The following is a 21,533-nucleotide window of genomic DNA, read 5'->3' on the forward strand; positions in this document are numbered from 1 at the left end:
CAGGCCTGCGGCCGGGGTCGTCCCAGGCCGGGGGTTGCTCCTCGGCTCGGTCAGCCATCCATGGCTGACTCGCCGCCGCAGCGCATCCATGCGCTGCTTTCCGCAACCCCCGCCCCGGGACCATCGCCCAATCACTGGCGTGGCTTCGAAAAGATCCCACCGAAGCATCGCAGCTCCAGTCGCAGTGAGTCGTGCCCTGGCGACCGGGGGTCGCGGGAAGCAAAACATGGATGTTTTGCGCGCGAGTCAGGACAGGATGTCCTGACCGAGGGAAAAGCGATCCCCGGTCGACAGGGCGCGGCGTCGATCCGAAACCCCGACGTGGCGCTTCCTCCCCTGTTGCCTCCAGCTTCCTCTCGAATAGGAGAAGAACCATAAAAAAAGCCCCGCCGAAGCGGGGCTTTTCCATGCAGCAGTTTGTCGCGGAAAATCAGAAGCGATACTGCGCCGAAACACCGAACAGATTGGCGCTGCCGTCGAACGGGCCGACGATGCGGGCGCCGTTGTTGGCCACGGTCGCGTCGATCTTCGGGTCGTCCGGCTTGATGTGCGTAAACGCGAAGTTGACGTCCAGCGCATCGCTGAATGCCCAGGTGGCGCCGATCGAGTACCAACGGCGATCGTCGTCGGGCAGGCGCGGGGTGCGGTGCACGAGGCTGGTCGGGGTCTGGTCGTCGGCGATGCCGCCGCGCAGGGTCCAGCTGTCGTTGAGCTTGTACTCGGCGCCGATCGAGGCGAAGGTCGAATCGCTCCACTCGAAGGGCTCAACCGCGTCCGGATCGGGGTTGTCGAACTGGACGCGGACCTCTTGCAGCGACGACCAGCCGGTCTCGGCAAAGGTGGCCGACAGCGCGAGGCGATCGTTGACCTGCCAGTTGGCGCCGATGGTCAGCACCGACGGCGTGGTCAGGGCAGCGCCGCCGGGGCCGGTGCGGTACAGCGGCTGGGTCAGCGGATTGCCGTCAAGCGCACCACGCACGTTGCCCGGCACGTCCCACTGGGCGGTGCCATTGAGTTCGTAGTCGATCTCCGAACGGTAGCTCACGCCGAAGGCGACGCTGTCGGTCGGACGGAAGTGCGCACCGACCAGCCAGCCGAAGCTGTTGTCGTCGCCCTGGATCTCGACGAAGCCGTCGGCTGCCTGCGGCGCGCCGAGCGCGGCGCCGAAATCGACCGACTTGGACAGGGTCACGTCCGCGCGCGAGACGATCGCGCCGATGCCGACCGAGAAACGGTCGGTGATGTCGATCGCGCCCGACATGGTCAGGTCGACGATGCGCATGTCGGAGGTGTGGGCGAAGTAGCGGCCCACCCAGTTGTCTTCGTATTCGGTCTTCAGGCCGAACGGTGCGCTGATCATCGCGCCCACGGCGGCGCCGTTGTCGAGCTTGCGGATGTAGGACATCGCCGGGACCGGGGTCACGGCGCCGGCGTTGCCGCCGTTGCTGCCGGTCATCGGGCGGCCCAGGGCGTCGGTGGCGGTGCCTTCGAACTCGTAGTTGAGGTCGATCGCGGTCAGGTCGGCCTGGAAGGTGTTGCCCTCGAACTGGGTCATCACCGCCGGGTTGTTGACCACCACCGAGGAGTCGCCGGTCTTGGCGGCGGTGCCGGCGAAGGCGCTGCCCATCGACTTGACGCTGTTTTCCTTGAGCTGGAAGCCGGCGGCCTGGACGTTGGAAGCGAAGGCCATGGCGCCGGCGATGCCGAGTGCCAGGACGGTGACGTGGGGAATCTTGCGCATTGCGGGGGTCTCTCCGGTGACGGGATGTGCTGCGTCGCAGTGCTGGCGGGCTGTGTTGCCCGTCTTGCCTCCCGGAACTCGCCCTCCCGGACCCACGACGCGGCGCGCACTATACCGTACTGCAGCGTGTGGTGAATGTGCGTTCCGGCACGCGACACGGGGACGCTGCGTTGCGCCTGGCGCGGCGCGAGCGGGTAATCTGCCCCCATGTTCGTGTCCGTCCCCACCCGTACCCGTGCCCAGTTGCGCTGGGCCACGCCGCTGCTGGCTGCGGCCCTGTGGGCGGCCTTCGTGTGGGCGATCTCGCGCTCGGACGCCTCCCAGCGCGCGCTGATGCTCGAGTGGGGGGCGCTGACCGGGGGTCCGGCCGGCGCCGACCTCTGGCAGCCGTGGATGGACGGCGGCCACTGGCTGCGCCTGCTCAGCGCGCTGTTCCTGCACGCGGACTGGGCCCACCTGCTCGGCAACCTGGTGTTCCTGCTGATCTTCGGCCTGCCCGCCGAGCGGGTGATGGGCCCCTGGCGCTTCCTGGCGCTGTTCTTCGTGGGCGGCGCGCTGGCCAACCTGTTCGCGGTGCTGGTGATCGGCGCGCCCGACCGCCTGATCATTGGCGCCAGCGGCGCGGTCTCGGCCCTGATCGGGGCCTACCTGGCGCTGTTCCCGCAGGCGCGGCTGGGCGTGGTGGTGCCGCTGGGACTGTTCCTGGAGTTCGTGCGCGCTCCGGCTTCTCTGCTGATCGGGGTCTGGGCGGCGCTGCAGATCGTGTTTGCCTACATCGGCCCGGCCTTCGGCGCGGTCGCCTGGGCGGCGCATGCGGCCGGCTTCCTGTTCGGGATCGTGTTCGCGATCGCCTCGCGCGGCGCCATCGCAAAGCGGCTGCGGCGGTTGAAGGGATATTGATGGCGTCGGGATGAGGGCGGCCGTTGCCGGCATGGACTTGCCAAGTGCCCGAGGCACCCTCACCTTCAGGTCGGATCCGCTCCAAACACCAACCCACCGCTTATTCACCCTTGACCCGCTTCCCGCCCCCGAATCCCATGTCCAAACCGCTCTACAAGGTCAGCTTCCTCAACCTCGGCAAGGTCTACGAGCTGTACGCGCGGCGCGTGGACAGCGGCCGGCTGTGGGGCTTCGTCGAGGTCGCCGACCTGGTGTTCGACGTGCACGCCGGGCTGGTGGTCGACCCGACCGAAGAGCGCCTGCGCGACGAGTTCGGCAATACCCGCGCCCTGCACCTGCCGATGCAGGCGATCGTGCGCGTCGAGGAAGTGGAGAAGAAGGGCCAGTCGGCGATCCGCGACGCCCAATCGGGCGAGAAGGTCGTCACCCCGTTCCCGCTGCCTGCGAAGCCGCGCTAGCCGATGGGGCTGCAGGCGATCGCGCTGGTTGGCCTGGGCGGCGCTGTCGGTTCGATCGCGCGCCATCTGCTGGCGACATGGACGATGCAGGCGACCGCGCCACAGAAATTCCCGCTCGGCACCTTCGCCGTGAACCTGCTCGGCTGCCTGGCCGCCGGCCTGCTGGCCGGATGGGCCGAGCGCCATCCCGGCTGGCTGTCGCCCGAGCTGCGCCTGCTGTTGCTGGTCGGGGTGCTGGGCGGCTTCACCACGTTCTCCGCCTTCGGGCTGGAAACCGCGCAGCTGCTGCGCCGCGGCGACTGGCTGGTTGCCGGCGGCTACGTCTGCGGCAGCGTGCTGCTGGGCCTGGCCCTGGTGCTGCTGGGCTTCCGCCTGGCGGGCCCCGCGGGTTGAGCTTCCGGCGACGCCGGAATCTAGTCGCCCGCGGTTGCGGGCGGCGCCTTCTTGGCTGCCGGCGCCGCCGGTGCGGTGGCTGCACCGGCCCGCATCTTCTTCAGCTCCGCGAGCGCGGCCTGGATCGGGGCTTCGCCGGGCAGCACGTCACCGGCGGTCGCGCCTTCCTCTTCGTCGCCGCGCAGGTGGCCGGGCAGGGTCGCCTCGGTGTGCCTCGGCACCGCGGCGCCTTCCGCATCGGTCTTCTCGGGCGTGAGCACGACGTCCGGATCGATGCCGCGGGCCTGGATCGAGCGGCCGCTGGGCGTGTAGTAGCGCGCGGTGGTGAGCTTGACCGCGTCGCCGTTGCCCAGCGGCAGCAGGGTCTGCACCGAGCCCTTGCCGAAGCTGCGGCTGCCGACGATGCGCGCGCGGCCGTTGTCGTGCAGGGCGCCAGCCAGCACCTCCGAGGCGCTGGCCGAACCGACGTCGATCAGCACCACCACCGGCGCGCCCTGCAGCAGGTCGCCCGGGGTGGCGTTGAACTCGGTGTCGTTGGCGTCGATGCGGCCGCGGGTGCTGACGATGCCGCCCTTCTCCAGCAGGTCGTCGGCCACGCGCACGGCCGCGGTGAGCAGCCCGCCAGGATTGCTGCGCAGGTCGAGCACCAGCCCCTGCAGGCGGCCACCAGCCTCGTCGCGCAGACGCGCAACGGTGCGCGAGAAGTCCTCGCCGGTTTCGACCTGGAAGGCGCTGAGGCGCACGTAACCGTAGCCCGGCTCGAGCATGTGCCCGCGCACGCTGGCCACGCGGATGGTTTCGCGTCGCACGGTGATGTCCAGCGGCCGCGGTTCGCCTTCGCGCAGCACGCCCAGCACCAGGCTGGTGCCCGGCGGCCCGCGCAACGGGCCGCCACCTTCGGCGTCGGATGACGTCAGCGGCCGGCCATCGACCGAGACGATGGTGTCGCCGGCGCGGATGCCGGCCTTGGCCGCGGGGGTGTCGTCGATCGGTGCGATCACCCGAACCTTGCCGTCGGGCAGCTGCATCACCTCCACGCCGATGCCGTCGTAGGCGCCGGTGGTGCCCTCGTTGAAGGCCTCGGCGGCGCTCTTTTCCAGATAGGCGCTGTGCGGGTCGAGGTCGAGCAGCAGCCCGCGGATGGCGGAGTCCATCAGCTTGCGGTCGTCGACCGGATCGACGTAGCCGCCGCGGATCGCGTTGAACAGGCCCACGTAGCGGCGGATCTCCTCCAGCGGCACGCGGGTGGTGGCGCTTTCGACGGCGTCGGGATCGTCGCTGGGGCCGGAGACGCCTTCATCGGGTGTCTGCGCGTCGGGAGCGGGAACGGGCTCCTGCGGGTCCTGCGGGTCCTGCGGGTCCTGAGCCTCCTGGGCCTCTTGGGCCTCCTGCGGGTCTTGCGCTTCCTGCGCTTCCTGTTCCTTCTGGACCTGGGGTTCGGGTTCCTGCGCCTGTGCCGCCGGTGCTTCGGGAGCGGCCTGCGACCCGGCGTCCGCCGGATCGACAGCGGCCGGCGCGTTTGGCGCGCCAACCTGCGTGGCGGCCTCCGCTTCCTGCGCCAGGGCGGGCGACACGGCCAGCGCCAGCGGCAGCAGGACAAGGAGCAGCGGCGAGGTGCGGACGGGCATGCAGGAACTCCGGAAGGGAACGGCTCGGCCCGGCGGGGCGGCCGCCCGATTATGCGGGCGCGTCAGAGGTTTTCGTGAAGCGGGACTGGCTGCGTGCGCGGGCAGTCGCTCCCATCTCTGCCCGGGCACGGCGAACGACTCAGCGACGCTGCAGGAAGCTCGATGGATTCACCGGCTGGCCGTTGCGGCGCAGCTCGAAGTACAGCGCCGGCTGGCCCTGGCCGCCGGAGTTGCCGACGGTGGCGACCGCATCGCCACGTTTGACCGGGGTCCCGGCCTCCTTGAGCAGCGTCTCGCAGTGTGCGTACAGGCTCATCGCGCCGTTGCCGTGGTCGACGATCAGGATCATGCCGTAGCCGGTCATCCATTCGGCGAAGACCACCGTGCCGTCGGCGACGGCCTGCACCCGGGTACCGGTCGGGGCGCCGATCAGCACGCCGCTGCTGCTGCGCCCGTCGGGCATGCGCCCGCCATAGTTGGCCAGCAGTGCGCCCGACAGCGGCCAGCCCAGGCCACCCACCTGGATCGGCGGCGTGCGCGCGACTGCGGGTGCGGGGCTGCGCGTCGCGCGCGGAGCGGTGCCGGCCGATTGGCGCCGCGCCGCGCGCTCGGCCGCAGCGCGGCGCTCGGCTTCGGCCTTGGCCGCAGCCGCCCGCAGTCTTGCCAGCAGGCGTTCGAGCGATTTCGCATCGCGTCCCAGCGCCCGCTCACGCGAGCTGCGGTCGCGGTAGCGGCGGTCGAGCTGGGCCACCGCCTGCGCGTGCTTGCGGCGGTCGCCATCGAGCGCGGCCACCTGCGCGCGCTGCTGCTCGCGGGACTGCTCCAGCGCCGCCCGCCGGTCGGCGATGTCGCGCTCGAGCGCGTCGAGTTCGGCCAGCTCCTGGCGCAGCGCATCGATGCGTTCGGCGCGCTGGCGCTGCAGGTAGCGGTGATAGGTCAGCGCGCGGCTGGCGTCGGCCACCTGGTCCTGCGCCAGCAGCAGCTTCAGCGGCGCCGCGCTGCCGGTGGCGTAGACCGAGCGCAGCAGCGCGTGCAATTCGTCACGCTGCGCGTCGGCGCGCGCCTGCAGCGCATCGCGCCTGCCGGCCAGCTCCGCGAGCGTCGCCTGCTGCCGCGCCAGCTCGGCCTCGGTGTCGCGCAGCGTGCGCGCCGAGCGTGCGACCTGCTCATCGGCCGTGCGCAGCTGCCGGGCGGCGTCACCGCGCTCGCCTTCGAGCCGGCGGCGCTCGCTGGCGACAGCGCCAAGCTCCTTGCGCACGCGCTCGAGCCGGCGCTCGGCCTCGCGGCTGCCCTGCTGTGCCAGGGCGACGGGCGCCGGGGCGAGCGCGGCGGCGAGCAGCGCCAGCGCCGCGCACGCCAGCCGCACGCGCGCCGCATGGATCATCCCTTGCCGGCCAGCAGGGTCGATCCGGTCATCTCGGCAGGCTGGTCGACGCCGAGCAGGTCGAGGATCGTCGGCGCCAGGTCGCGCAATGCACCGCCGCTGCGCAAGCCCGCGGCACGGCTGCCGACGTAGACCAGGTCGACCGGCCCGACCGTATGCGAGGTGTGCGGCTCGCCCGTCACCGGGTCGCGCATCATTTCGCAGTTGCCGTGGTCGGCGGTGACCAGCAGTTCGCCGCCCTTGGCGCGCACCGCGGCGATGATCTTGCCCACCGCGCGGTCGACGGTTTCCACCGCCGTGATCGCCGCCGACAGCACGCCGGTATGGCCAACCATGTCGGGATTGGCGAAGTTGCACAGGATCACGTCGAAGCGCTCTGCCTCGACCGCCTCGACGAGTCTTGCGCAGACTTCCGGCGCGCTCATTTCGGGCTGCAGGTCATAGGTGGCGACCCTGGGACTGGGCACCAGGATGCGTTCCTCGCCCGGATACGGCTGCTCGCGACCACCGCTGAGGAAGAAGGTGACGTGCGCGTACTTCTCGGTCTCGGCGATGCGCAGCTGGGTCAGGCCGCGCGCGCCCAGCACTTCGCCCAGGGTGTTGGCGAGGTTGTCGGGGGCGAAGGCAAGCGGCGCCGGCAGGCTGGCGTCGTATTCGGTCAGGCAGGTGTAGCGCGCCAGCGCCGGGCGCCGCACGCCCTCGCCAAAGCCCTTGAAATCCGGCGCCACGAATGCCGCGCTGAGCTGGCGCGCGCGGTCGGCGCGGAAGTTCATGAACACGATCGCGTCGCCGTCGCAGATCGGCTGCGCGCCGGCCAGCGCGGTCGGGGCGACGAACTCGTCGTTCTCGCCGCGCGCATAGGCGGCCTGCAGCGCCGACAGTGCGTCGGGCGCGTCGCCCTGCGCTTCGACGACCGCATCCCAGGCCAGGCGCACGCGCTCCCAGCGCTGGTCGCGGTCCATGGCGTAGTAGCGGCCGGACACGCTGGCGATGCGCGCGTTGCCGAGCGCGTCGCACTTGTCCTGCAGCGCGCGCAGGCTGGGCTGCGCCGAGCGCGGCGGCATGTCGCGGCCGTCGAGGAAGGCGTGCACCGCCACCCGCGGCACGCCGCGGCGCGCGGCCAGCTCGAGCATCGCGAAGACGTGCCGTTCGTGGCTGTGCACGCCGCCCGGCGAGAGCAGGCCCATCACGTGCAGGGTGCCGCCGCTGGCCAGCACCGTGTCGCAGGCCGTCTGGAGTTCGGCATTGGCGAAGAAGCTGCCGTCCTCGATCGCCGCGTCGATGCGCGTCAGGTCCTGGTAGACGATGCGGCCGGCGCCGATATTCATGTGGCCGACTTCGGAATTGCCCATCTGCCCGTCCGGCAGACCGACGTGGCGGCCCTCGGTGTGGATCAGCGTGGTCGGGTGCTCGGCCAGCAGGCGTCGCCAGTTGGGCACATTGGCCAGCGCGATGGCGTTGTCGTGCGGATCGTCGCGGTGTCCCCAGCCATCGAGGATCAGCAGCACGACGGGCCTGGGGCGCGGAGCGGGCGTAGCGGAAGCGGCTGGCACGGACGGGAGTCCCGGTGACTTTCGACCGGTGCGATTGTAGCCAAGCGGGCGCAAGCTGTCGGGGACGCAAACAGCCAACGCAACCGTTGCAGCGGCAACCGCGCCCGGAGGATCCCCCCATGTCACGCACCCGCCTGTCCCTTTCCCTGGCCCTGCTCGCCCTGCTGTGCGCGCCGCCGGTGCTGGCGCAGCAGGACATCAGCAAGGTCAACGGCGGCATCACTGCCCAGGCGGGCCGCCCCTATGGCGACGTGGACACGGTGAACGGCAGCATCACCATCGAAAGCGGCGCCATCGTGAAGGACGCCGAGACCGTGAACGGCAGCATCCGCGCCGCCGACGACATCCACGCAGACAGCCTGTCCACCGTCAATGGCAGCATCCGCGTCGGCGAGCGCGCAACGGTGCGCGACAGCGTGGAAACGGTGAACGGCAGCATCTTCGTCGGTGCGGGCGGCCGCATCGGCGGCAACGTCGAGACCGTGAACGGCGCGATCGGGCTGGTCGATGTCGACCTGGCCGGCGGCATCGAGACGGTGAGCGGCGATATCACCGTCGGGGTCGGTTCGCACGTGGCCGGCGGGCTCAGGATCGACAAGCCGTCGGCGAACTGGTTTCCGGTGCAGGTCAGCAAGCGCAAGCCGAAGATCGTGGTCGGCCCCGGCGCCGTGGTCGAGGGCGAGCTGAAGTTCGAGCGCGAGGTCACGCTGTACGTGCACGACACTGCACGCATCGGCAAGGTCACCGGCGCCACGCCCGTGGCCTACAGCACGGCGCGCTCGCCCGCGGACTGAGAAGCGAGAGGCGAGGGGTCGGACTCGACTTTCCCCCGGGATGGGTCGGACGGCGAGCATAGGGTGGGAAAGTCGACTCTGACCCCGGTGCCGGGCAGCCGCCGGCGCCGGCCGCGTAGAATCAGCCGCACTGCTTTTCCTGGAGTTTCCCGAATGCGTTCAACCCTGATCCTCGCCTGCGTCGGCAGCCTGCTGCTGGCCGCCTGCAGCCGCGAGCCTGCAGCGCCAGCCGGCGATGCCGCGGCGCCCGCCGCCGCGCCGACGGCCGACCACGTCTTCAAGCCCGCGATCGACGCCGACGACCTGCAGACGCTGATTTCCACCCTCGCCTCCGACGAATTCGAGGGCCGCGCCCCCGGTTCGGCCGGCGAGGAGAAGACGGTCGAGTACATCAAGGCGCAGTACGAACGCATCGGCCTGCGGCCCGGCGGCGACAACGACAGCTTCTTCCAGACCGTGCCCATGGTCGAAACCACCGCCGACGAATCGACGGTGCTGCAGCTCGACAGCAACGGCACTGCGCGCGAACTGAAGTTCGGGCCGGAGATGGTGATCGGCACCCGCACCGGCCAGGCCGAGGTGTCGGTCAAGGACAGCGAGCTGGTGTTCGTCGGCTACGGCGTCAACGCGCCCGAGCAGGACTGGAACGACTACGCCGGCCTCGACGTCAAGGGCAAGACCGTGGTGATCCTTGTCAACGACCCGGGCTTCCATGCCAACGACGAGTCGCTGTTCGACGGCAACCGCATGACCTATTACGGGCGCTGGACCTACAAGTTCGAGGAGGCCGCCCGCCAGGGCGCCGCCGCGGCGCTGATCATCCATGACGAGGCCGGTGCGTCCTACGGCTGGGACGTGGTCAAGAACTCCTGGTCGGGCCCGCAGTTCGACCTGCGCGCCGAGGACGATCCGGACCCGCGCCTGCCCGCGCAGGGCTGGATCAGCGGCGACGTCGCGCGCCAGCTGTTCTCCGAGTCCGGGCTGGAGCTGCAGGACATGTACGCCGCCGCCAACCGCCGCGGCTTCACCTCGGTGCCGCTCAAGGCCAAGGTCTCGTTCGACCTGCGCAGCACGGTCAGCGAGAAGTCCTCGCGCAACGTGATCGGCTACATCCCCGGCACCGAGGCGCCTGAGGAAACCGTGATCTACCTCGCCCACTGGGACCACCTGGGCAAGCACGAGGGCGAAGGCGACACGATCTACAACGGTGCGGTCGACAACGCCACCGGCGTGGCCGGCATCATCGAGATCGCGGAGAAATTCATGACCGCGCCACCGCGGCGTTCGGTGGTGTTCCTGGCGGTGACGCTGGAGGAGTCGGGCCTGCTCGGCTCCAAGTACTACGTCGCGCAGCCCTCGTTCCCGCTGGAGAAGACGGTGGGCGTGGTCAACCTCGACGCGATGAGCGTCGGCGGCCGCGCGCGTGACGTTGTGGTCACCGGCAAGGGCAACTCCGAGCTGGAGGACATCCTGCTCACCCACGCCACCGGCCAGCAGCGCACGCTGGTGGAGGAAGGCAACCCGGCCGGCGGCTTCTACTTCCGCTCCGACCACTTCAACTTCGCCAAGGCCGGGGTGCCGGCGCTGTATGCCAAGGGCGGCAGCGACCTGCTCGAGGGTGGCGCGGATGCCGGCAAGCTGGTCGGCGAGGACTACGCGCGCCGCTACCACCAGCCCAGCGACGAGGTCCACGACGGCTGGCGCTTCGACGGCATCGCCGAGGACCTGGAACTGCTGCACGCGGTGGGCCAGGAACTGGCCGCCGGCGAGACCTGGCCGAACTGGTACGAAGGCAATCCGTTCAAGGCCGCACGCGACACCCAGCGGGCGGCGGTGGAGTAGGCGCTCGCGGGATGCATTGATTGCGTTTCACTGGAACGGCGCCGCGAGGCGCCGTTCCTGTTTTTGTCGAGTCGGTGGCCCCCACCCCGGCCCTCCCCCGCAGGCGGAGGAGGGGGAAAAGCCGATCCCACGCCGAGCCTGTACTTGCTCCCTCCCCCGCCTGCGGGGGAGGGTTGGGGTGGGGGCCGGGAGCACGTCGCGGCCGACCTGCCCTACCCTGCACTCCCCCACCCAGGAGACCGCCATGACCCTCGCCACCGCCTACTGGTGCGTGCTGATCGCCGCGCTGCTGCCCTACATCTGGATCGGCTTCGCCAAGACCGGCGCGCAGAAGTACAACAACCGCAATCCGCGCGCCTGGATGGCCAAGCAGGACGGCAACTACCGGGTGCAGCGCGCGAACGCCGCGCACCTGAATGCGTTCGAGGCCTTCGCGCCATTCGCGGCCGGCGTGGTCATGGCGCAGCTGGCCGGCGTGACCGCCGCCACCATCGCGATGCTCGCGCTCGCCTTCATCGTGCTGCGCGTGCTGCACGGCGTGTTCTACCTTGCCGACATCGCGCTGGCGCGCAGCCTGGTGTGGCTGGGCGGCTACGGCTGCGCGATTGCGCTGCTGGTGCTGGCGGCGATGCGGGTGGCGTGAGGCAGTCGCGTTCCGGCGCTGCCAGTCGGCTATTCACTGGCGTCAGCCGTGGCGACGGCATCATCTGCCGGCCGTCGGCGCGTCGCTCGCAGCGCGGCGTCAGCCGTGGCGACGGCATCATCTGCCGGCCGCCGGCGCGTCGCTCGCAGCGCGGCCTCAGCCGGCGACCAGGCGCACCCGTGCGAAGTTGCGCTTGCCCACCTGCAGCACGCCTTCGAAGCCCGGGGCGAACTCCCGGGCGGCGTCCTCGACCACGGCGCCGTCCACCTTCACCGCGCGCTCTTTGAGCTTGCGGTTGGCCTCGGAGTTGCTGGGCGTGATCCCGGCGGCGGTGAGCAGGGCGGCGATGCGGATCCCGTCCGCCGGCACGGCCACGTCCTGCAGCGGCAGCAGCGAGGTGTCGCCCTGCCCGGTCACTGCGGCATGCCAGCCGCCGATCGCGGTCTCGGCCGCGGTGGCATCGTGGAAGCGCGTGGCCAGTTCGCGCGCCAGGCGCAGCTTGATGTCACGCGGATTGAGCCCGGCGGCCACCTCCGTCTTCAGCCCGGCGGCCTCGGCAATGGAGATCTCGAAGCTCAGCAGGTCGATCCACTTCCACATCAGCTCGTCGCCGATCTTCATGGTCTTGTTGACGATGTCGATCGGGGCTTCCGCAATGCCGATGTAGTTGCCGAGCGACTTGCTCATCTTGTTGACGCCGTCCAGGCCCTCGAGCAGCGGCATGGTCAGCACCACCTGCGGCGCCTGGCCGTGTGCTTCCTGCAGCCCGCGGCCCATCAGCAGGTTGAACTTCTGGTCGGTCCCGCCCAGCTCCACGTCGGCCTTGAGCGCGACCGAGTCATAGCCCTGCACCAGCGGATACAGGAACTCGTGGATCGCGATCGACTGCTGCGCCGCGTAGCGCTTGGCGAAGTCATCGCGCTCGAGCATGCGCGCCACCGTGTGCTGCCCGGCCAGCCGGATCATGTCGGCCGCCGACATCGCGCCGAACCACTCGCTGTTGAAACGCACCTCGGTGCGCTCGCGGTCGAGCACCTTGAACACCTGCGCCTCGTAGGTGCGCGCGTTGGCCAGCACGTCCTCGCGGGTGAGCGGCTTGCGGGTGGCGTTCTTGCCGGTGGGGTCGCCGATCATCCCGGTGAAATCGCCGATCAGGAAGATCACCTGGTGGCCGAGGTCCTGGAACTGACGCATCTTGTTGAGCAGGACGGTGTGCCCAAGGTGCAGGTCCGGCGCGGTCGGGTCGAAGCCGGCCTTGACCCGCAGCGGGCGGCCTGCGGACAGGCGCGCGGCCAGGTCCTCGCGCTTGAGGATCTCGTCGGCGCCGCGGGCCAGCAGGTCCAGGGCGGCGGGATCGGCGTCGGGAAGGTTCATCGGCGAATCGTCCAGGCACGGCGCAGTTGTGTGACGCCGGTCATAAGAAAACATTAAATAAGTGTAAAGCCGTGGACCGCCATGAAAACCCTTGACGGACAAGGGTTTGACGCTCCCACTTCATGTGCTTATCGTACCGCGCTGACGTGCCCGTCACGCCCTTTGGACAAGCCAATGACGCAGCTGCCCCAGACGTCACCGGATGACGCCCAGCACCAGTCCATCCGGGAACAGAACCTGCGGGCCGCCGCCGAGAACACCGCCAACGAGTCGCGCTATGCCGACCATGGCGATGCGGCCGCGCGGTTTTCCTTCAACGGCCGCTGGACCCGCCGCGACTGGGCGCACGCCAGCCTGTTCGCCACGCTGGGTGCGCTGGTCATCGGCCTGGTGCCCGGCTTTTCCAACGCCATGCGCCTCGATGGACACGCGCCGGAACTGACCACGCTGTCGCTGCCGCTGCCGCCGCTGCCGGCGTCGGTCGCGCGTGCCCCGGCGCAGCAGCAGCGCGCCTGGGACCTGGTGAAAGTCGAGAAGGGCCAGACGCTGGGCGCCATCTTCGAATCGCGCCAGATCCCGGCCACGCTCATGCACCAGTTGCTGGAGGCCTCCAGCGAGCGCCAGGCGCTGGCGCGCCTTCGCCCCGGTGCGGAGCTCGGCTTCGACCAGGCGCCCGACGGTACGCTGGTGGCGTTCCGCTACGACCGCAGCGACACCCAGCGGGTCGAGCTGTCGCTGGCCGGCGACAAGGTCGCGGAGAAGGTGATCGAGCGGCCGGTCGAGGTGCGCACCGCGGTGATCAGCGGCAAGGTCGGCAAGTCGCTGTTCCACTCCGCGCGCAAGCTGGGGCTGAGCCCCTCGGTGATCAACACCCTCACCGACGACGTCTTCAAGTACGACATCGACTTCGACCGCGACGTCACCTCCGGCGACCGCTTCAGCGTCGTCGTCGAGCAGACCTGGCGCGAAGGCGAGCTGATCCGCAGCGGTCCGGTGACCGCGGCGGTGTTCACCGCCAAGGGCAAGCCGTTCACCGCGGTGCGCTTCGAGCGCGACGGCAAGGGCGAATACTTCACCGCCGAAGGCCGGCCGCTGAAGAAGAGCTTCATCCGCAGCCCGATCCAGTACGCGCGGCTGAGCTCGCGCTTCGGCAACCGCCGCCACCCGGTGCTGGGCACCTCGCGCATGCACAAGGGCGTGGACTACGCCGCGCGCAGCGGCACGCCGATCATGGCCGCCGGTGATGCGCGCGTGGTGTCGTCCGGTTGGCATGGCGGCTATGGCAACACGGTCGTGCTCGACCACGGCAAGGGTCACTCCACCCTGTACGCGCACATGTCGCGCACCGCCAGGCTCAAGCGCGGCGAGCGCGTGTCGCAGGGACAGGTGATCGGCTACGTCGGCTCGACCGGCCTGTCCACCGGCCCGCACCTGCACTACGAATTCCGGATCAACGGCGTGCACCGCAACCCGCTGCAGCACACGATGCCGCCGCCGGAACCGCTGAGCGGCACCGCGCTGGCGCAGTTCCGCCAGCAGACCGCGCCGGCGCTGGAGCGCATCCGCGACGTCGAGGAAATCCTCTACGCCACCGTCCCGGCGCGACCGTCGCAGGACGATCCGCAGGTGGCGGCGGCGACGCTGCCCCGCGCCAGCAAGGGCTGAGGTACGCGGTTCCCGCCGGCAGGACTAGAACGCACGCCACGGATCACACGGATACCGCGGATTAGGCAGCGCATTCGCGTGGCTCAGGTGCGGCATGGCCCCCTCCTTTCCGCGCTTGATCCGCGTCATCCGCGTCATCCGTGGCAAGACCCTGCTTATCCGGAAGCGACAGCACGGGTCTCGGCCCACCACCGTAGATCGCTCACTGCCTCCGCGACCACATCCTGGCTGCGTCATCGCTGCTCGAGCGCCAGGGCGGGGCGACGCATGACCGATGCGAGCTCTCCCACGCGCGCGCCGTAGAATCCCGGCATGTCCGATCTTTACCTTGGCCTGATTTCCGGCACCAGCGCCGACGGCATCGATGCCGCGCTGGTGGACTTCGACGACGGCCACGCGCGCCTGCTGTTCGGCCGCACCTATCCCTGGGACCCGGCGCTGCGCGCGCAGCTGGTGGCGCTCGGCCAGCAGGGCGCCTCGCTGTCGCTGGATGCGATCGCCGAACTGGACGTGCGCGTGGCGCGCGCGTTCGCCGAGGCCGCCAACCTGGCGCTGGCCGACAGCGGGACTCCCGCATCGACCGTGCGCGCGATCGGCTCGCACGGACAGACCCTGCGCCACCGCCCGTGGGGCCCTTATCCATTCACGCTGCAACTCGGCGACCCATCGACCCTGGCCGAGCGCACCGGGATCACCGTGGTGGCCGACCTGCGCCGCCGCGACATTGCCGCCGGTGGCCACGGCGCGCCGCTGCTGCCGGGGCTGCACGCGGCCCTGCTGCACGCGCCGGGCGAGGACCGCGCCGTGCTCAACCTCGGCGGCATCGCCAACCTGACCCTGCTTCCCGCGCAGGGCGAGGTGCGCGGCTTCGACACCGGCCCGGCCAACGCGCTGATGGACGCCTGGTGCCTGCGCCACCTGGCCGAGGACTTCGACCGCGGCGGCGCCTTCGCCGGCCGCGGCAGCGTCGATGCGTCCCTGCTCGAACGCCTGCTCGACGATTCCTGGTTCAGCCAGGCGCCACCTAAGTCCACCGGGCGCGATCATTTCCACCTCGGCTGGGTCGAGGCGCGGCTGCGCGGCGACGAAGCCCCCGCCGATGTGCAGGCCACGCTCAACGCGCTGACCGCGCGCACCGTGGCCAATGCGCTGCTGTCGACCCAGCCCACCACCGGCCGCGTCATCGCCTGCGGTGGCGGCGTGCACAACCCGCTGCTGATGGCCGCGCTGGCGGCCGCCCTGCCCGGTGTCACGGTCGAATCCACCGTCGGCCACGGCCTCGATCCGGACCACGTCGAGGCGATGGGATTCGCCTGGCTCGCGCGGCAGACCCTGCTGGGGCTGCCGGGCAACCTGCCCAGCGTCACCGGCGCGGCGGGACCGCGCGTGCTGGGCGGGATCTATCCGGCCTGATCCAGCGCGGGCGTGGCACGCGGGGGCGGGCGCGAGAGCAGATCTCTCTCTGCGTTCGAGATGACAAACGTGCCTGCTGCGTTCGCGATGACGGCCTTGCCTGTTGCGTTCGCGATGGCACGCGCTCGCACGACGTTCGGGCGCGGCTGCGCTACTCGCGCACCAGCGGCCGCACGATCTCGAGCAGCGCGACCAGCGTCTTTCCCGGCTCTTCCCAGGGGATCATGTGCGCGGAACGTTCGAACCACACGCCGCGCTTGAACGGCGCCTCCACCCGCGCGAGCCAGTCGGCGGTGGGCTGGGAAGGCGTGGTGTAGTCGTGGCGGCCCATCAGCATCACCACCGGGATCGGGAATTCGCGGACCGGGTTGAAATCGACCTGCACGAATTCGTCGAGCAGGCGTTCGAGCGTGAACAGGCTGCCTGCGTTGAGCGCGGCGCGATCGTCGGCATCGTAGTCGGGCGAGAGGCGCGCGGCGCCGAAGAACCACAGGTTGGTGGCGTCGCGATAGGCAGCCATGCCGCCGTAGTGCTGCGGCCACCTGCGCGCGGCGACGATGCGTTCACGGGTGAGCGGCCCGGTGCCGGGATACGGCAGCAGCGCTTCGATCTCGCGCACCGCATCGGCGTCCCCGCGACGCTTCGCTTCGGCCAGCCCGTACTCGATGCTGATGCGCTCGTTCTCGCGCACGTTGATCACCTGGCCGATACCGACGTAGGCATGGAACAGGTCGGGCCGCGCCAGCGCCGCCCGCATCGCGGGGATCGTGCCCCAGCTGTGCGCCATCAGCACCAGACGCTGCTTGCCGAGCTTCGCGCGGACGTGCTCGGCGATCGCGACCAGGTCGTCGACATAGGTCTGGATGCGGATCGAGTCGGCGACCGCCTCGGAATGATCCTCGCGCCAGGTCTTGCCGGCGCCGCGCTGGTCGTAGTTGACCATCGTGAACCAGTCCTCGAGCGGGCGCTGGAACTGCCACAGGCTGGGGATCGTCGGCGTGGCCGGGCCGCCGTGCACGAACAGGATCACCGGATTGGCGCGGTCCTGGCCGCGGACGCTGATCCAGTGGTCGACGCCGTTGATGCGCTGGCGGTAGGTCTCCTGCACCCCGTCTGGATTGGGGATGCGCATCAGGTCCGCGACGACCGCGCGGGCGCGGGCGGCGTCATCGATGGGCGGTGTCTGTGCGCCGGCCGATGCGGCCAGCGCGCAGCAGGACAGGAGGATGGCGATCAGGAATCGGAGCATGGTCGATCCGTGGAGTGTTCGTCCACGTAGATACCGCCAGCGCCATGACCGTTGCAGCCGCGGCCACTGTAGGTGCGGCTTCAGCCGCGATGGATGCATCCAGATGCAGGGATGCCGGAGACAACGATCGCGGCTGAAGCCGCTCCTACAGATGTGTGTGGCGCTTGGGCAAGCTCAATCGATCGCGCGCATCGCCTTCGCGTGCGCCGACACGAGCTCCAGCGTGGAGGCATCGCTGTCAAACAGCGAGAACAGGCCCTGTGCTTCCTGCGGCGGATCGCCGGTGAACGGATCGCCCGCCTTCCACATCCAGTCGGCGTTGGTGGTGCGGCCACGGCCGCCCCAGGCCCAGAAGTTGGAGCCGGCGATGGCATCGCCCGCCTTCGCGCGCGCCAGCACGCGGTCGAAGATCGCGCCATAGAAGCGATCGCGCGCAGTGACGCCGGAGGCGGGATCGTACGAGCCGCCATCGCGGTTGAGCCCGAACTCCGACAGCACGATCGGCTTGCCGAGCTTGCCGGCGATGTCGATGTGGCGGTCGATGTAGGCCAGCGAGGTCGCCAGGCCCGATTCCAGCCGCGCCGCCGGGTCGTGGTGGTCGATCCAGCTCCAGTTCGACGGCCACAGGTGGAAGGTCAGGTAGTCCACGTTGGGCGAGGCGTGGGCGATGATGAAATAGTCATCGTCGCCCAGCGATCCCTTGCTGCCTTCGCTGCCGGTGCTCACCAGCTGCTTCGGCGCGAGGCCGCGGATGTAGCCGGCGGTCTCGTGCACCCATTGCCGGTAGCCGGGGAAGTTGGGCGCGCCGCGGGCGTCGCTGCCGGGCCGCGGCTCGTTGGCCAGCTGCCAGGACATCACCGTCGGATCATCGACATAGGCGATGCCGTTGACGCTGTTGGTGCGGCCGATGACGGTGCGGATCGCGTCGCGGTACAGCGCCTGCGCCTCGGGGATCGCGTAGAAGCGCGCCGAGTAATCCATGAACGCGTTCCAGTCGCCGCTGCGGTCCGGGTCCGACAGCGGCTCGCCGGTGAACCACGACACGTACTGCGCCATGCCGCCCGACCACTGCCAGAAATTGTTGAGGTAGAGCACAGCCTTCATGTCGCGGCTGCCCATCTCGGCGAGCAGCACGTCCAGGCCCTGCAGCAGGCGCTGGTCGTACTCGCCAGGCGCGGTCATGAAGGCGGGGCGCACGCCGCGGCGAAAGCCGCTGGCCTCCGACATCGCCAGCACGCGCAGGTTGTCGATGCCGGCGGCCTTGAGCTGGTCGAGTTCGGCGCGCAGGCGCGCGCGGTCGCCCACGCCATCTTCCGCGCCCAGGTAGGCGCCGTACCAGAAGTTGGCGCCGGCGAAGCGGTAGGGCCTGCCGTCGAGCATGAAGCGCGTGCCTTCGACGCGGACGAAGCCGTCGCTTCCCGCCGCCACCGCCTGCGTCGCGCACAGCGCCAACAGCAGCGCCAACAGCATGGCGCCCCAGCGGCGCCGGATCGTCTGCCTCTTCATTGCATCCCTCCCCAGGGCGATCGTGTCGTCTGCAACGGTGTGGGCGAGGCGCCGCGTTCCGCTGCAGGGATCACAGGGTAGCGTTGTAGGGCGTGGTTTGCTCCGCTGTCGCAGTACTTCCCGCTGCCGCAGCCCCTACTGTCATTTCGACCGCAGGGAGAAATCTCCCGCAGGCCGCCGGGTCCTGGACGCAGGCAGCGCCGGAGGGTCGGGCGACCGGGTCGCAGATTTCTCCCTGCGGTCGAAATGACAACAGGGTTCGAAATGACAGAAGGAATGTCGGTCCGGCGAACTGACAGGCGCGAGCGCCTGCGCAGGCCCCAGCACCCTTCCGCTCAGCCCTCGTCCATCCGCCGCACCCGACCGATTGCCGCATAGCCCGGATCGTCGGGCACCTGCTCCAGCGCCCTGACCATCGCCTGCAGCGCGTCGGCTTCGTCGTTGTCGAAGCGCACCGACCCGTCGCCCTCGTACATGTGCAGGCCCTGCTCGAGCAGGTACTGCAGCGCATGCGGCAGGTCCCATCCGCGCGCATCTGCCACGCGGCGGATGCGGTCGAACAGGATCGGGTCGGCATCCTTGAGCACGATGTCGGTCATCCCGGCGCTTCCCGTGACGAGGTGGCCGCGCCATCGTCCGACAACAGCAGCCTGGGTTTCAACCAGAAGAACAGCGCCACCGCCGGCACCGCCACCAGGGTGGTGATCGTGAAGTAGACCCCGTAGCCGGTGACCTCGACAATCCCGCCGGACACCGCGCTCAGGACCTTGCCCGGCAGCATCACCAGCGATGAGAACAGCGCGTACTGGGTGGCGGTGAAGCGCTGGTTGACCAGGGCCGACAGGAAGGCCACCAGGGTGGTGCCCTGGAAGCCCTGGGCGAGGTTCTCGCCGGAGATCACGAAGGTCAGCTTCCACACATCCCCGTCGGCGCCGATCAGCCACAGATACAGCAGGTTGCTGGCGGCGCCGAGGATCACGCCGGCCAGCAGCGGCCACTTCACGCCCCAGCGCGCGACCGCGATGCCGCCGAGGAACACGCCGGCGATCCCGACCCAGATCCCGTACACCTTCGACACCGCCGCGATCTGGGTCTTGGTGAAACCCTGGTCGAGGTAGAACGGCGCCATGATGCCGCCGCCCAGCGACTGGTCGGAGATCTTGGCCAGCAGGATGAAGGCCAGCAGCCCCAGCGCCAGCGAGCCACCGAAGCGCCTGAAAAAATCGGCGAAGGGTTCGACCACGCCCTCGCGCAGGCCCTGCGCCCAGGTCTCGGCGCGCACCCGCAGCACGTCGGGTTCGCGCGCGATCAGCACCGCGACGATCGGGACCAGCATCACCAGCGCCATCACGCGGTACACCACCGGCCAGGCCACGTGGTCGGCCAGCACCAGCGCCAGCGCGCCGGTGACGATCAGGGCGATGCGATAGCCCAGCGAGTACGTTGCCACCAGCGCGCCCTGCGATTCCCTCGGCGCGATCTCCACGCGGTACGCGTCCACCGCGATGTCGAGCGTGGCGCCGGCAAAGGCGGTCATCAGCGTGATCCACACGAAGGCGGCGAGGCGATCGGGGGTGAGCTCGGCCATCATCAGCAGGCCGGCGGTCACCACCACCAGCGCCAGCAGCAGCCAGCCCCGGCGCTGGCCAAGCCGGCCCAGCAGCGGCAGGCGCCAGCGATCGACCAGCGGCGCCCACAGGAACTTGAGCGAGTAGGTCATGCCGGCGCTGGCGATCAGGGTGATGTTGCGCAGCTCGATGCCGTTTTCCTTGAGCCAGTACGCAAGCGTGCCGGCGACCAGCAGGAACGGCATGCCCGAGGCGAAGCCGAAGAAGAACATCGTCCACGCCGCGGGCTGCGTAAACGCCTTCCAGGTCGACGGCTTGCCGCCACTCACGCGTCGTAGTCCACGACGTAGGGCGCGTGGTCGGAGAAGCGCGGCTCGGGTGCCACAAAGCAGCCGGTGATCGATTCGGCGATGCCCGGCGTCGCCAGCTGGTAGTCGATGCGCCAACCGACGTCGTTGGCGCGCGCCGCGCCGCGGTTGCTCCACCAGGTGTATTCGACCGCATCGGGCTTGGCGACGCGGAAGCTGTCCTTCCAGCCGCGCGCGGGCGGCTCGACCAGGCCGTCGCCGTGCGCGTCGGCGATCATGCCGTTGAGCCAGGCGCGCTCGGGCGGCAGGCAGCCGGAATTCTTCTGGTTCGACGTCCAGTTCTTGATGTCGTTGCGCGCGCGCACGATGTTCCAGTCGCCGCACAGCACGTACTCGCGGCCGCTGGCCAGCCACTCGTCCATGATCGGCTTGAGCCAGGCCATCACCTCGAACTTGAAGCCCTGGCGCAACTCGCCCGACGAACCCGACGGGATGTAGAACGAGACCACGCTGAGGTTGCCGTAGCGCGCTTCGATATAGCGGCCCTCGTCATCGAACGGCGCCCAGCCCAGCGAGGTACGCACTTCGTCGGGCTCGCGACGGCTGTAGATCGCCACGCCGCTGTAGCCCTTCCTGGTGATCGCGTCGCGGTAGACGCAGTGGCCGAGCGGGCGGAAGCAGGGATCGGCGAGCTGGTGTTCCTGCGCCTTGGTTTCCTGCAGGCAGACGATGTCGGCCTGCTGGGCTTCCAGCCAGCCGAAAAAACCCTTGGTCGAAGCGGAGCGGATGCCGTTGGCGTTGAAGCTGATGATGCGCATGCGGGGGCCTGCGGAAAGCGTCGCGCAAGCCTAGCCGAAATCCCGGTGACCGCCCTCTGCCGGAGCCTCCGCAAGGTCAATGACGGAGAGGCCACGGATTCACGCGGATGACGCGGATGAACGTGGCGCCCGCCCGGATGAGGCCCGCGGCCCTGACCGGGCGATGGTGGTGCGAAGCACCTCAGCCACGGATTTCGCGGATTTCACGGATCAGGGGCAAGAAGGGACAGAAGCGACCAACCCACATCGGCGTAATCCGCGTCATCCGTGGCAAACACGGCTTCGCGCAGGTATCG

The 21,533-nt window shown here is 69.8% G+C and carries 18 protein-coding genes; 8 read left to right on the forward strand and 10 right to left on the reverse strand.

The annotated features are described in order from the left end of the window. Nucleotides 1–430: 430 nt before the first annotated feature. Nucleotides 431–1,741: an OmpP1/FadL family transporter gene (locus tag ACW5EG_RS14035; protein WP_457019020.1), complete on the reverse strand. Its 1,311-nt coding sequence runs from the start codon at nt 1,739–1,741 to the stop codon at nt 431–433. Nucleotides 1,742–1,948: 207 nt separating this feature from the next. Between ACW5EG_RS14035 and ACW5EG_RS14040 the strand changes: the two genes are divergently transcribed. The 3 genes from ACW5EG_RS14040 (at nt 1,949) to crcB (ending at nt 3,492) form a co-directional block, all read left to right on the forward strand. Then, complete coding sequence (locus tag ACW5EG_RS14040; protein ID WP_457019021.1) at nt 1,949–2,641, forward strand: rhomboid family intramembrane serine protease; 693 nt, start codon at nt 1,949–1,951, stop codon at nt 2,639–2,641. 137 nt (nt 2,642–2,778) lie between these two features. After that, complete coding sequence (locus ACW5EG_RS14045; RefSeq protein WP_457019022.1) at nt 2,779–3,099, forward strand: DUF1820 family protein; 321 nt, start codon at nt 2,779–2,781, stop codon at nt 3,097–3,099. A gap of 3 nt (nt 3,100–3,102) precedes the next feature. Continuing rightward, nucleotides 3,103–3,492, forward strand: coding sequence for a fluoride efflux transporter CrcB (gene crcB, locus ACW5EG_RS14050; RefSeq protein ID WP_457019023.1), 390 nt, complete (start codon nt 3,103–3,105; stop codon nt 3,490–3,492). 20 nt (nt 3,493–3,512) lie between these two features. Here crcB and ACW5EG_RS14055 read toward each other — a convergent pair whose 3' ends face one another. The 3 genes from ACW5EG_RS14055 to gpmI form a co-directional block, all read right to left on the reverse strand. Further along, a complete protein-coding gene (locus tag ACW5EG_RS14055; protein ID WP_457021955.1) occupies nt 3,513–5,120 on the reverse strand; it encodes a S41 family peptidase in 1,608 nt (535 codons plus the stop codon). 139 nt (nt 5,121–5,259) lie between these two features. Next, nucleotides 5,260–6,504, reverse strand: coding sequence for a murein hydrolase activator EnvC family protein (locus ACW5EG_RS14060; protein ID WP_457021957.1), 1,245 nt, complete (start codon nt 6,502–6,504; stop codon nt 5,260–5,262). Further along, the gene (gene gpmI / locus ACW5EG_RS14065; protein WP_457021959.1) at nt 6,501–8,057 is read right to left on the reverse strand and encodes a 2,3-bisphosphoglycerate-independent phosphoglycerate mutase; all 1,557 of its coding nucleotides are present in this window, start codon (nt 8,055–8,057) and stop codon (nt 6,501–6,503) included. Before gpmI ends, ACW5EG_RS14060 begins: the two co-directional genes overlap by 4 nt. 119 nt (nt 8,058–8,176) lie before the next feature. Here gpmI and ACW5EG_RS14070 point away from each other — a divergent pair, with 119 nt between their 5' ends. The 3 genes from ACW5EG_RS14070 to ACW5EG_RS14080 all read left to right on the forward strand — a co-directional run bounded on the left by ACW5EG_RS14070 (nt 8,177) and on the right by ACW5EG_RS14080 (nt 11,336). Beyond that, nucleotides 8,177–8,851 carry a hypothetical protein gene (locus tag ACW5EG_RS14070; RefSeq protein ID WP_457019028.1) on the forward strand — a complete coding sequence of 225 codons (675 nt, stop codon included), beginning with the start codon at nt 8,177–8,179 and terminating at the stop codon, nt 8,849–8,851. Between the two features lie 153 nt (nt 8,852–9,004). Beyond that, nucleotides 9,005–10,693: a M28 family metallopeptidase gene (locus ACW5EG_RS14075; RefSeq protein WP_457021961.1), complete on the forward strand. Its 1,689-nt coding sequence runs from the start codon at nt 9,005–9,007 to the stop codon at nt 10,691–10,693. A 244-nt stretch (nt 10,694–10,937) separates the two neighbouring features. Continuing rightward, nucleotides 10,938–11,336: an MAPEG family protein gene (locus ACW5EG_RS14080; protein ID WP_457021963.1), complete on the forward strand. Its 399-nt coding sequence runs from the start codon at nt 10,938–10,940 to the stop codon at nt 11,334–11,336. 156 nt (nt 11,337–11,492) lie between these two features. Here the strand turns inward: ACW5EG_RS14080 and tyrS are convergent, their stop codons facing one another. Further along, entirely contained in the window at nt 11,493–12,710 is a 1,218-nt protein-coding gene (gene tyrS / locus ACW5EG_RS14085; protein WP_457021965.1) for a tyrosine--tRNA ligase, read from the reverse strand. A gap of 174 nt (nt 12,711–12,884) precedes the next feature. On the opposite strand from tyrS, the gene ACW5EG_RS14090 reads away from it, so the two are divergent. Both ACW5EG_RS14090 and ACW5EG_RS14095 read left to right on the forward strand, forming a co-directional pair. After that, nucleotides 12,885–14,375, forward strand: coding sequence for a peptidoglycan DD-metalloendopeptidase family protein (locus ACW5EG_RS14090; protein WP_457021967.1), 1,491 nt, complete (start codon nt 12,885–12,887; stop codon nt 14,373–14,375). Nucleotides 14,376–14,687: 312 nt separating this feature from the next. Next, nucleotides 14,688–15,788, forward strand: coding sequence for an anhydro-N-acetylmuramic acid kinase (locus ACW5EG_RS14095; protein ID WP_457021969.1), 1,101 nt, complete (start codon nt 14,688–14,690; stop codon nt 15,786–15,788). 151 nt (nt 15,789–15,939) lie between these two features. On the opposite strand, the gene ACW5EG_RS14100 is transcribed toward ACW5EG_RS14095, so the two are convergent. The 5 genes from ACW5EG_RS14100 to ACW5EG_RS14120 all read right to left on the reverse strand — a co-directional run bounded on the left by ACW5EG_RS14100 (nt 15,940) and on the right by ACW5EG_RS14120 (nt 21,237). Then, on the reverse strand, nt 15,940–17,037 hold the full coding sequence (locus ACW5EG_RS14100; protein ID WP_457019038.1) for an alpha/beta fold hydrolase: 1,098 nt from the start codon (nt 17,035–17,037) through the stop codon (nt 15,940–15,942). 174 nt (nt 17,038–17,211) lie between these two features. Then, nucleotides 17,212–18,543: a glycoside hydrolase 5 family protein gene (locus ACW5EG_RS14105; protein WP_457021971.1), complete on the reverse strand. Its 1,332-nt coding sequence runs from the start codon at nt 18,541–18,543 to the stop codon at nt 17,212–17,214. A 335-nt stretch (nt 18,544–18,878) separates the two neighbouring features. Beyond that, a complete protein-coding gene (locus ACW5EG_RS14110) occupies nt 18,879–19,142 on the reverse strand; it encodes a hypothetical protein (protein WP_457019041.1) in 264 nt (87 codons plus the stop codon). Further along, entirely contained in the window at nt 19,139–20,440 is a 1,302-nt protein-coding gene (locus ACW5EG_RS14115) for an AmpG family muropeptide MFS transporter (protein ID WP_457021973.1), read from the reverse strand. The genes ACW5EG_RS14110 and ACW5EG_RS14115 overlap by 4 nt, the downstream gene beginning before the upstream one ends. Beyond that, nucleotides 20,437–21,237, reverse strand: coding sequence for an exodeoxyribonuclease III (locus ACW5EG_RS14120; RefSeq protein ID WP_457021975.1), 801 nt, complete (start codon nt 21,235–21,237; stop codon nt 20,437–20,439). Before ACW5EG_RS14120 ends, ACW5EG_RS14115 begins: the two co-directional genes overlap by 4 nt. Nucleotides 21,238–21,533: the final 296 nt, after the last annotated feature.

This window comes from Luteimonas sp. A611 (genome assembly GCF_054072715.1).

Coding starts and splice junctions, on each gene's coding strand:
- ACW5EG_RS14035 (WP_457019020.1), bottom strand. CDS start 1,741: ATGCGCAAGATTCCCCACGTCACCGTCCTGGCACTCGGCATCGCCGGC.
- ACW5EG_RS14040 (WP_457019021.1), top strand. CDS start 1,949: ATGTTCGTGTCCGTCCCCACCCGTACCCGTGCCCAGTTGCGCTGGGCC.
- ACW5EG_RS14045 (WP_457019022.1), top strand. CDS start 2,779: ATGTCCAAACCGCTCTACAAGGTCAGCTTCCTCAACCTCGGCAAGGTC.
- crcB (WP_457019023.1), top strand. CDS start 3,103: ATGGGGCTGCAGGCGATCGCGCTGGTTGGCCTGGGCGGCGCTGTCGGT.
- ACW5EG_RS14055 (WP_457021955.1), bottom strand. CDS start 5,120: ATGCCCGTCCGCACCTCGCCGCTGCTCCTTGTCCTGCTGCCGCTGGCG.
- ACW5EG_RS14060 (WP_457021957.1), bottom strand. CDS start 6,504: ATGATCCATGCGGCGCGCGTGCGGCTGGCGTGCGCGGCGCTGGCGCTG.
- ACW5EG_RS14070 (WP_457019028.1), top strand. CDS start 8,177: ATGTCACGCACCCGCCTGTCCCTTTCCCTGGCCCTGCTCGCCCTGCTG.
- ACW5EG_RS14075 (WP_457021961.1), top strand. CDS start 9,005: ATGCGTTCAACCCTGATCCTCGCCTGCGTCGGCAGCCTGCTGCTGGCC.
- ACW5EG_RS14080 (WP_457021963.1), top strand. CDS start 10,938: ATGACCCTCGCCACCGCCTACTGGTGCGTGCTGATCGCCGCGCTGCTG.
- tyrS (WP_457021965.1), bottom strand. CDS start 12,710: ATGAACCTTCCCGACGCCGATCCCGCCGCCCTGGACCTGCTGGCCCGC.
- ACW5EG_RS14090 (WP_457021967.1), top strand. CDS start 12,885: ATGACGCAGCTGCCCCAGACGTCACCGGATGACGCCCAGCACCAGTCC.
- ACW5EG_RS14095 (WP_457021969.1), top strand. CDS start 14,688: ATGTCCGATCTTTACCTTGGCCTGATTTCCGGCACCAGCGCCGACGGC.
- ACW5EG_RS14100 (WP_457019038.1), bottom strand. CDS start 17,037: ATGCTCCGATTCCTGATCGCCATCCTCCTGTCCTGCTGCGCGCTGGCC.
- ACW5EG_RS14105 (WP_457021971.1), bottom strand. CDS start 18,543: ATGAAGAGGCAGACGATCCGGCGCCGCTGGGGCGCCATGCTGTTGGCG.
- ACW5EG_RS14110 (WP_457019041.1), bottom strand. CDS start 19,142: ATGACCGACATCGTGCTCAAGGATGCCGACCCGATCCTGTTCGACCGC.
- ACW5EG_RS14120 (WP_457021975.1), bottom strand. CDS start 21,237: ATGCGCATCATCAGCTTCAACGCCAACGGCATCCGCTCCGCTTCGACC.